Annotated in this window: 9 protein-coding genes; 7 read left to right on the forward strand and 2 right to left on the reverse strand. The window is 62.9% G+C overall.

Annotation, left to right across the window (positions count from 1 at the left end; genetic code table 11):
- Nucleotides 1-9 precede the first annotated feature (9 nt).
- The 5 genes from AC07VI_RS23895 to ppnP are packed head-to-tail and all read left to right on the forward strand — an operon-like array spanning nt 10 to nt 5,426.
- Nucleotides 10-696 carry a chemotaxis protein CheW gene (locus AC07VI_RS23895; RefSeq protein ID WP_086148392.1) on the forward strand — a complete coding sequence of 229 codons (687 nt, stop codon included), beginning with the start codon at nt 10-12 and terminating at the stop codon, nt 694-696.
- Nucleotides 693-2,987, forward strand: coding sequence for a hybrid sensor histidine kinase/response regulator (locus tag AC07VI_RS23900; RefSeq protein ID WP_492993002.1), 2,295 nt, complete (start codon nt 693-695; stop codon nt 2,985-2,987). The genes AC07VI_RS23895 and AC07VI_RS23900 overlap by 4 nt, the downstream gene beginning before the upstream one ends.
- 10 nt (nt 2,988-2,997) lie before the next feature.
- Nucleotides 2,998-4,050, forward strand: coding sequence for a chemotaxis-specific protein-glutamate methyltransferase CheB (gene cheB, locus AC07VI_RS23905; protein ID WP_086148394.1), 1,053 nt, complete (start codon nt 2,998-3,000; stop codon nt 4,048-4,050).
- A 10-nt stretch (nt 4,051-4,060) separates the two neighbouring features.
- Nucleotides 4,061-5,086, forward strand: coding sequence for a diguanylate cyclase (locus tag AC07VI_RS23910; protein ID WP_086148395.1), 1,026 nt, complete (start codon nt 4,061-4,063; stop codon nt 5,084-5,086).
- 25 nt (nt 5,087-5,111) lie between these two features.
- Entirely contained in the window at nt 5,112-5,426 is a 315-nt protein-coding gene (ppnP, locus tag AC07VI_RS23915; protein ID WP_086148396.1) for a pyrimidine/purine nucleoside phosphorylase, read from the forward strand.
- A gap of 114 nt (nt 5,427-5,540) precedes the next feature.
- Here the strand turns inward: ppnP and murB are convergent, their stop codons facing one another.
- The gene (murB, locus tag AC07VI_RS23920) at nt 5,541-6,569 is read right to left on the reverse strand and encodes a UDP-N-acetylmuramate dehydrogenase (protein WP_086148397.1); all 1,029 of its coding nucleotides are present in this window, start codon (nt 6,567-6,569) and stop codon (nt 5,541-5,543) included.
- 185 nt (nt 6,570-6,754) lie between these two features.
- Here murB and AC07VI_RS23925 point away from each other — a divergent pair, with 185 nt between their 5' ends.
- Both AC07VI_RS23925 and AC07VI_RS23930 read left to right on the forward strand, forming a co-directional pair.
- Entirely contained in the window at nt 6,755-7,240 is a 486-nt protein-coding gene (locus tag AC07VI_RS23925) for a YajQ family cyclic di-GMP-binding protein (RefSeq protein ID WP_076573005.1), read from the forward strand.
- A 187-nt stretch (nt 7,241-7,427) separates the two neighbouring features.
- Nucleotides 7,428-8,693 carry a nitronate monooxygenase gene (locus tag AC07VI_RS23930; RefSeq protein WP_076573004.1) on the forward strand — a complete coding sequence of 422 codons (1,266 nt, stop codon included), beginning with the start codon at nt 7,428-7,430 and terminating at the stop codon, nt 8,691-8,693.
- Between the two features lie 53 nt (nt 8,694-8,746).
- On the opposite strand, the gene AC07VI_RS23935 is transcribed toward AC07VI_RS23930, so the two are convergent.
- On the reverse strand, nt 8,747-10,045 hold the full coding sequence (locus AC07VI_RS23935; RefSeq protein ID WP_492996270.1) for a leucine-rich repeat-containing protein kinase family protein: 1,299 nt from the start codon (nt 10,043-10,045) through the stop codon (nt 8,747-8,749).
- Nucleotides 10,046-10,179: the final 134 nt, after the last annotated feature.

Here is a 10,179-nt window from a genome sequence, read left to right on the forward strand (position 1 = left end):
GCAAGCAGCATGACAAACCTCATCGCCATCGAGTCCCCCGCCGCCATCGACGACTGCTGGAACCATATCGGCGTGGTCGGCGACCAGAGCTGCCCAAAGCTGCCGGCCAACGTCCATTGCCGCAACTGCGAGGTATACGCCGGCGCGGCCCAGCGCAACCTGCAGCGCCCCGTGGACGCGCACTACCGGCAGGAATGGGCCAGCCACTTCCGCCAGCTGGACGGCGGCGGCGCAGTGCGCGACAGCTCGGCGCTGGTATTTCGCATCGGCCGCGAATGGCTGGCGCTGCCCACGCAGGTGTTCGACTCGGTGGCGCCGCAGGCCAGGCCGCACGTGCTGCCGCACCGCAGCGGGCGTGGCCTGGCGGGCATCGTCAATATCAGCGGCAAGCTGTATCCATGCATGTCGCTGGCGCACCTGCTGGGCATAGACGAACAGGGCGCGCCGCCGGCCCGCGGCCGCCACACGTTCGCCCGGCTGCTGCTGATGCGCTGGGAAGAGCAGGCCTACGCGCTGCCCGTGGCCGACCTGCACGGCATCGTGCGCTATGCGTCGGGCGCCGTACAGGCGCCGGCGGCCACCATCAACAAGGGCCTGTCGCGCTTCCTGTCCTGCGTCATCACCGAGGGCGACATGCGCATCGGCTGCCTGGACACGGCGCTGATCGGCTTTCAACTTGCGAGACTATTACGATGAGCCAGGACCAGCACGGCGACCTGAGTGCCTTTTCCATGCTGGACCTGTTCCGCATGGAGGCGGACAGCCAGACCCAGATTCTCACCGACGGCTTGCTGGCCATGGAGCGCCATGCGGGCGACGCGGCCGCCGTCGAGTCGATGATGCGCGCGGCGCACTCGATCAAGGGCGCGGCCGCCATCGTCGGCCTGCAGGTGGTGGTGCAGCTGGCGCACGGCATGGAAGACAGTTTTGTTGCCGCCCAGCATGGACGCCTGAAACTCACGCCGGAGCGGGTCGATGTGCTGCTGTCGGGCGTCGACCTGATCGTGCAGCTGTCGCGGCTCGACGATGCGGGCGCCGAAGCGTGGCTGGCCGCCAACGCGGCGCAGATCGACCAGACCCTGAACGCCATCGCCGGCATCGGCGAGCTGCCGGAACTGCCGGCCCTGCCTGCGGCCCCGCCAGCGGTGCCGGCGCCATTGCCGGCGGAAGTTGCTGAACAGCAAGCCCCCGTGGCCAGCGGCCTGGCCGGCGAAGAAACGGCGGCCGCCGCGCCACGGCCGGGCGCCAGCGCGCCAGCCAAGGCCCAGGCGCAAAATTTCGACAAGCTGCTGTCGCTGGCCAGCGAATCGCGCATCAACGCGCACCAGATGCATCCGTTTATCGGCGCCCTGCAGCGCTTCAAGCGCAACCAGAGCAGCCTGTTTTCCGCCATCGAGCACCTGCACGTCGCCATTTCCCGCTCGGGCGACGCGGGCCTGATGGAAAAGTCGCTGCTGACGCTGCAAAAGACGCAGCCCCTGAAGCAGTTCATGCTCGAGCACATCGCCGACATCGAAACCTATGAACGGCGCCTGCTGGCCGTCTCGCAGGGCATGGTCGACGAAGTGCTGGCCCTGCGCATGCGCCCCTTCCGCGACGGCATCCACGCGTTTCCGCGCATGGTGCGCGACCTGGCGCGCAGCCTGGGCAAGGAAGTGCAGCTGGAAATCGACGGCGAAGACACCCTGGTCGACCGCGACATCCTGGCAAAGATCGAAAGCCCGCTGAACCACATGCTCAGGAATGCCATCGACCATGGCATGGAAGGCCCGTACGAGCGCATCGACGCGGGCAAGGAGGCGCTGGGCACGATACGCATGGAGGCGCGCCACCGCGCCGGCATGCTGAGCATCGAAATCAGCGACGACGGGCGCGGCGTCGACCTGGAAAAAATCCGCCAGTCCGTCATCGAGCGCAAGATGGCCAGCCCCGCCATGGCGGCCGCGCTGTCGCCGGGCGAACTGCTGGAATTCCTGTTCCTGCCCGCCTTCAGCCTGAAGGCCACGGCCAACCAGCTGTCCGGACGCGGCGTGGGCCTCGACATCGTGCACGAGACGATACGCCAGCAAAACGGCACGGTGCGCCTGGAATCGGAGCCGGGCCGCGGTTTTCGCGCCCTGATTACCCTGCCGCTGACGCAATCGATCGTGCGCGCGCTGGTGATCGACATCCACGGCGAAGCCTACGCCATCCCCATCGTCAAGGTGGAAAGCGTGGTGCGCGTACCGCAGGCGGCCATCCACACCCTGGAAAACAAGCAGTTTTTCGAGCTCAAGGGCGAGCACCTGGGCCTGGTATCGGCCGCGCAGGTGCTCGAGCTGGGCGAAGCGAATACGGGCGCCACCGACCTGCCGGTGGTGGTGATCGGCCGCGGCAAGCAAAGCTATGCGCTGGTAGTCGACGCCATCCGCGGCGAGCAAAGCCTGGCCGTGCAGGCCATTGATCCGATCTTCGGCAAGATGCGCGACATTTCCGCCGCCGCCCTGCTCGACGACGGCGAGCCGGTGCTGATCCTCGATGTGCCCGATCTGCTGCTGTCGATCGACAAGCTGCTGCACGAAGGCGGCCTGCACCAGCTTGCGCAGGCCGGTCACGCGCAGCAGCGCCGCGCCAAGCGCATCCTCGTCGTTGACGATTCGCTGACGGTGCGCGAAATGGAGCGCAAGCTGCTGCTGGCGCGCGGCTTCGAGGTCGACGTGGCCATCGACGGCATCGACGGCTGGAACGTGGTGCGCAGCGGCGAGTATGACCTGGTGATCACCGACGTCGACATGCCGCGCATGGACGGCATCGAACTGGTCTCGCTGATCAAGAAGGACCTGCACCTGCACAAGCTGCCGGTGATGATCGTCTCGTACAAGGACCGCCCGGAAGACCGCGCGCGCGGCCTGTCGGCCGGCGCCGACTATTATCTGACCAAAGGCAGCTTCCACGACGAGACCTTGCTCGACGCGGTGGCCGACCTGATAGGAGATGCCCGCTTATGAGCTGTCATACATGAAAATTGCCATTGCCAACGATGTCGCCATGGCTGCCGAGGCCCTGCGCCGGGTGGTCGCCAGCACGCAGGAGCACCAGGTGCTGTGGATCGCCCGCACGGGGCTCGAAGCGGTGCGCATGTGCGAGGGCAACCGTCCCGACCTGATCCTGATGGACCTGAACATGCCGGAGATGGATGGCGTGGAAGCGACGCGCCTGATCATGGAGCAAAGCCCGTGCGCCATCCTGGTCGTCACGGGCCGCCCGCAGGACAATGTCAACCAGGTCTTCCGCGCGCTGGGCGCGGGCGCGCTCGACGTCACGGCCACGCCCGTGCTGCAGGGGGAGGTGGGCGGCGACAGCGAACTGCTGGCCAAGATCAAGACCATCGGCAAGCTGATACGCCACAGCGCCGAGGCACCGCCGCCGCGCCAGGCGAACGGCAACGGCGGCGAACGGGGCGACGGCCAGGTATCGACGCTGGTGGCCATCGGCGCCTCGACGGGCGGCCCCTCGGCCGTGGCCAAGGTGCTGTCCGGCTGGACGGCGCCGCCCGGCTGCGCCATCGTCGTGGTGCAGCACATCGATGAAACCTTCGCCTCGCACTTCGCCAAATGGCTGGACGACCAGCTCAGCATGCCCGTGCGCGTGATCGCCGACGGCGACGAACTGGTATCGGGCACGGTGCTCATCGCCAAGACCAATGATCACTTGCTGCTAGATCAGAATTATCGTTTGGGTTACGATGCAGCACCACGCGACTATGTCTACCGCCCGTCCGTCGACGTCTTTTTCAACTGCGTGGCGCAGCACTGGCGCGGCGACGCCATCGGCGTATTGCTCACAGGCATGGGACGCGACGGCGGCGACGGCTTGCTGGCCATGCGCCGCGCAGGCAAGAGCACCATTGCGCAAGATCAGGCCAGCAGCGCCGTCTACGGCATGCCGCGCGCGGCGGCCGAACTGGATGCGGCGCAATACATCCTGCCATTGGATAGAATAGGCGCCAGCTTGCGCAGCCGCCTGGGCGCCAAACTCAACAATGGGTGGGAGCCCTCCCCTAACATCTGAAAAGAATGCAATGCCAGAATTTTCCTCCAGCTTCACCCAGCCCGAGCCTGCGCTGACCGAATTCAAGGTCAGCGTCCTGCTGGTGGACGACCAGTTGATCATTGCTGAGGCAATCCGGCGCATGCTGAGCGACCAGCAGGATATCGAATTTCACTATGTGACCGACGCCAGCCAGGCGCTGGACACGGCGCTGCGTTTGCAGCCTACCGTCATCCTGCAAGACCTGGTGATGCCGGGCATCGACGGCTTCAGCTTGATCCAGCAGTACCGCGAACACGAGGCGCTCGCGCATGTGCCGGTGATCGTGCTGTCGGCCAAGGACGACCCGAAACTGAAGGCGCACAGCTTTGCCGTCGGCGCCAACGATTATGTGGTGAAACTGCCGGACCGTCTGGAATTGCTGGCGCGCATACGCTACCATTCCAACGCGCACATCAGCCGGCTGCAGCGCGACCAGGCATTTCGTTTCCTGCGTGAAAGTCAAAAAAACCTGGCCGACGCGAATATTGAATTGCAGAAGCTCGCGGCCCTCGACGGCTTGACGGGCATCGCCAACCGCCGCCGCTTCGATGAAACCGTGCAATTCGAATGGCAGCGGGGCCAGCGCGACAAGACACCCTTGAGCCTGCTGCTATGCGACATCGACCATTTCAAGAGCTATAACGACCACTACGGCCATTTGCCGGGCGACTTGTGCCTGAAGAAGGTGGCTGCCGTGTTGACCGAACATTTGAAGCGGCCTGCCGACCTGGCGGCCCGCTACGGCGGCGAGGAATTCGCCCTGATCCTGCCGGAAACGGAAGCGGCCGGCGCGCTGCTGATCGCCGAAGCCTGCCGGCGCCATCTGGAAGGCTTGCAGATCGAGAACCCGGCAGCGGCGACCGGCATCGTCACCATCTCGATCGGCGTGGCCACGGTGGTGCCGTCGCCACGGACGACGATCGAGCAACTGATCAACCGCGCCGACCAGGCCCTGTACGCGGCCAAGCGCGGCGGACGCAACAGCGTGCTGAGCGCCGATGACGCCAGCGAATAGTTTTTAACCCCAAGGAAAGTGAAGCATGAGCACACAACTGGACAATGTCAGCGTCGTCAAGAAATCGAACATCTACTTTGACGGCAAGTGCGTGTCGCACAACGTCATCCTGGCCGATGGCACGAAGAAAAGCGTGGGCGTGATCTTCGCGTCATCGTTGCGCTTCAACACGGGCGCGCCGGAAACGATGGAAATCGTCGGCGGCCTGTGCAAGGTGCGCCTGGCCGATGCGACGGAGTGGAACAGCTATGGCGCCGGCACGGAATTCAAAATCCCCGGCAATAGCCATTTTGATATTGAAACAATCGAAACCGTGGATTACGTCTGCCACTTCGGCTGATCCATGCAGAAAAAACGTCCATGGCTGCGTTGCACTGCCTCGCCGTACTATGCGTACTGTCTTCGGCAATGCGCCTTGCCCTGAACATTTTTTCAGGCATGGATTTGATGAAGATTAAACAAACACAGGCTCGGGCGACAGGCGCACGCCATATTTCGCCTCTACATCATCCTGTATCGCTTCCGCCAGCCGGGTAATGTCCGCGCCACGAGCGCCGCCATTATTCACCAGAACCAGCGCCTGCCTGGGATACACTCCCGCGGGCCCCAGGTTTTTTCCCTTCCAGCCACACTGGTCGATCAGCCAGCCGGCCGCCAGCTTTTCCGTGCCATCGGGCTGCGCATGGTGCACCAGCGCAGGAAAACGTTCCAGCAAGGCAAGACATTGCTCCCGTGACACCACCGGATTCTTGAAGAAGCTACCCGCATTGCCGATGACGGCCGGGTCCGGCAATTTTCTGCGGCGGATCGCCATCACCGTCTCGGCCACCTGTTGTGCTGTCGGCTCGGCAAGATTGCGCTCGGCCACGGCCTGCGCCAGTTCCGCATAGCGCAAATTCGGCTGCCACTCGGCCGGCAAGGCGAACGTCACTTCCAGCACGATCAGCTCGCGCCCGTCCGCCTGCTTGAAGATGCTGTCGCGGTAGGCGAAGCGGCAAGCTTCGCGGTCCATGTTGAAGACGATGCCGCTGGCGCTGTGCATGACGCTCACGCTATGCAGATAATCCTTGATTTCAACGCCATACGCGCCGATATTCTGGATAGGTGCCGCGCCCACCGTGCCGGGGATCAGCGACAGGTTTTCCAGCCCGCCCACGCCTTGCGCCAGGGTCCACTGCACGAAATCGTGCCAGTTTTCGCCGGCCGCGGCCGTGACGAGTATCGTCTCGAAATCCGCCTGTGCCAGGCGCATGCCGCGCGTGGCCATGTGCAGCACCACACCGGGAAAGTCGCCGGTCAGGACGATGTTGCTGCCGCCGCCCAGGATCAGGCGCGGCATGGCGGACAGGGCGGGATCCTGCAGTGCGGCCTGCAGCTCGGCCTGCGAAGTAATGCGTACGTAGGCGGCCGCATTGGCCGTGATGCCGAAGGTATTCAGGCGCTGGAGGGAGTAATTGTGTTCGATGGTGAGCTCTGGATGCATGGGATAGGGAAATTTTGCTCGATTATAGAGCGAAAGCGACAAAAAACCACCTCAGGACAAGGGCGACTTGCCCGTTGTCCGTTAAAATGTCGCATCTTTAACAGGGCCGTCCCATGGCGCAGAATCAGCCGCCAAGGCCCAGCGCGCCGAGCGCGCGCTCGCTTTAACAAGAAAAGGAACAGACCATGCCGTCATTTGACGTAGTCTCCGAAGCCGATATGATCGAAGTCAAGAATGCAGTCGAGCAATCCAACAAGGAAATCTCGACCCGTTTCGATTTCAAGGGCAGCGATGCCCGCGTCGAACACAAGGAAAACGAATTGACCGCGTTCGCGGATTCGGAATTCCAGCTCAGCCAAGTGCGCGACGTGCTGACCAACAAATTGACCAAACGCAAGGTCGATGTCCGCTTCCTCGACGAAGGGGACATCAAGAAGATCGGCGGCGACAAGGTCAAGCAGATCATCAAGATCAAGAATGGCATCGAATCGGATGACGCCAAGAAAATCGTGCGCGTCATCAAGGACAGCAAGATGAAAGTGCAAGCGAGCATCCAGGGCGAAGCCGTGCGCGTCACGGGCGCCAAGCGCGACGACCTGCAGGCGGCCATGGCCATGCTGCGCAAGGACGTGCCCGACATGCCGCTGGAATTTAACAATTTCCGCGATTAATTTCGATGATGCGCACGCTCCGGCCTGCGCTTGCGCCGGCATGGCGGCAAGCTCTGCCTCGGAGAGCCCGCCCGCTTGGGGTAGAATTGAAGCTGTGCACAGCTACATGCGCGCCCGCTCGCCTGACCGGCAGCGGGCATGACCGTACATCTGGCTCAGTGATAACCACGGTAGTCTAAGGATAGCAATGAAACGTGTTGATGATTTCCGCCTGCGATTTGGCAAAAAAGAATATGTGCCCATCATGATAGGCGGAATGGGTGTGGATATTTCCACGTCGGAGCTGGCCCTGGAAGCGGCCCGGCTGAACGGTATCGGCCATATCTCCGATGCCATGGTGGAAGACGTGTCGGATCGCCGTTTCGACACCACCTTCGTCAAAGACAAGACGAAACTGTACAAGTTCAACATCAATAACAGCGACAAGGCCGTGGTGCAGTTCGACCTGGGCCGCCTGGCGGAAGCGCAGCGCCTGCATATCGGCCGCACCATGGAAGCGAAAAAAGGCGATGGCTTGATCTTCGTCAACTGCATGGAAAAGCTGACCATGAACGGCCCCCGCGAAACCTTGCGCGTGCGCCTGAATGCGGCACTGGACGCGGGTATCGACGGCATCACCCTGTCCGCCGGCTTGCACTTCGGCTCGTTTGCCCTGATGGCCGACCATCCGCGTTTCCGCGATGCCAAGCTGGGCATCATCGTCTCGTCCGTGCGCGCCCTGCAGATTTTCCTGCGCAAGAACGCCAAGCTGGACCGTTTGCCCGACTTCATCATCGTCGAAGGACCATTGGCCGGCGGCCACCTGGGTTTCGGCATGGACTGGGCCAATTACGACCTGCACACGATCACGGCGGAACTGCTGGCCTACCTGAAAGCCGAACAGCTGGACATCCCGCTGATCGCCGCCGGCGGCATCTTCACGGGCAGCGATGCCGTCTCCTTCCTGGAAGCGGGCGCGGCCGGCGTGCAAGTGGCGACGCGCTTTACCGTCACCAAGGAATGCGGCTTGCCGAACAAGGTCAAGCAGGAATACTACAAGGCCTCGGAAGAAGACATCATCGTCAACGGCGTCTCGCCGACCGGCTACCCGATGCGCATGCTGAAAAACACGCCCGCCATCGGCGCTGGCATCCGTCCAGGCTGCGAATCGTATGGCTACCTGCTCGACGCGACAGGCAACTGCGCGTACATCAACTCGTACAACCGCGAAGTCGCTGCCCACCCGGAGCAAAAGACCGTCGTCGTGATGGACAAGACTTGCCTGTGTACCCACATGCGCAACTTCAACTGCTGGACCTGCGGCCACTACACGTATCGCCTGAAGGACACCACGCATAAGCTCGACAACGGCGAATACCAGATCCTGACGGCCGAACACGTCTTCAAGGACTACCAGTTCAGCGTCGACAACCAGATCGCCCTGCCGGAAAAAGAAGAGCCAGTCGCCGGCTGAATCTTGCCTGTCTGACATTAAAATGGCGCAGCCTGCGAAGGCTGCGCCATTTTTTATGCCTGGCGCATGGCCAGCAGCTGCCGTTCGATCTCGGCAAACAAGGGCCGCCGCGACATTTCTTCCTGCAGGCACGCCTGCTGCAAGACCTGCATGGCCGGCAAGGGTGCCGCACAGTGCGCAATCAGCTCGCCCAGCAACACGCCAAAGGCGCGCGCCTCCATGCCCTGCAGCAAGTCCCCTTGCGGCGTGCCTGGCGCAAACATGGACGCTGCGCCGAAGTCGCCCAGCAGGCAGGCGCCACCGTCCGCATGCAGGATATTGTGTGCATACAAGTCGCCATGCACGATGCCGTGCGCATGCAGCTGGCACACGGCCGAGGCGATGCCCCGGGCAATGGCCAGGGCTTGCACTGCGTCAAAGCTTACGCCCTCGGCATACACGTCACGCGTGCATGATGCCAGGCTGGGCGGGCCGGCCAGGTTGCGGTAGGCCGCATCGATGAGCGGCATGACGAGCCCGGACGCCCTCTGCGGATGCGCATCGATAGTGCCCAGGATGGGAATCAGGCCCGGATGCGCCCCCGCGCCGACACAGGCGGCCATCTCGCTGCGCGGCAAGCCATCGCTGGTCATCGCCCCCTTGAACACTTTCACCGCGACATACTCGGCATCATCGAGGCGGGCGCGATAAATCACGCCCGACGCCCCCTCGCCCAGCTGCTGCGCCAGTTTCAGGCGCTGCCAGGCCACGCCCGCCGTAGCGGCGCCGCTCAGGGCTGCCAGTTCACGCGCCTCCGTGCAGGGATTGCCTGCATAGGCAAGCCAGCCCAGGCGTGGCAGGGACAGCAGGCAATCGGGCAGCGCCGTGAAGCGATTGGCGGCGATGCGCACCAGTTCCAGCTTGCGGCAGTTCACCAGCGATGCCGGCAAGTTGCTCAGGCAATTTCCCGCCAGCATGAGTTTCTGCAATTGCCCGCACTTGCCCAGCTCATCCGGCATGGATTCGATGGCGTTATCGGTGAGGGTCAGCCAGCGCAGGACGGGCGGCAAGGCTGCGGCCGACACGTGGCGTATGCGGTTCGCCTTGAAGCCGATCATTTCCAGCGCAGGGCAGGAACCGAGCACGGTTGGCAAGGTGGTGAACAGGTTATCCGAGCAAAAAATGATGCGCAGCTGGTGCAGGCGCGGTAAATCGTCGGGCAGCGAGGACAGCGCATTGCCCGACAAATCGAGGATTTCCAGACTGTCGGCCAGGTCGAAGATTTCGCGGGGGAATTCCGTCAAGCCGCAGGACAGCTTCAGCCGACGCACACCAGCCAGTTGACCAGCGCGTAATTGTTCCAGTGTATGCAAGGCAGACAAGATATTCCTTTCAAGGTGGCACGCGGTCGATGCCATGCATAAAATCAATGGACGTAAAAAAACCCCCACCGGATCACCGATGGGGGTTTTTTCGAATAACAAGCCTGACGATAACCTACTTTCAC

This window comes from Janthinobacterium sp. GW821-FHT03A03 (genome assembly GCF_059421435.1).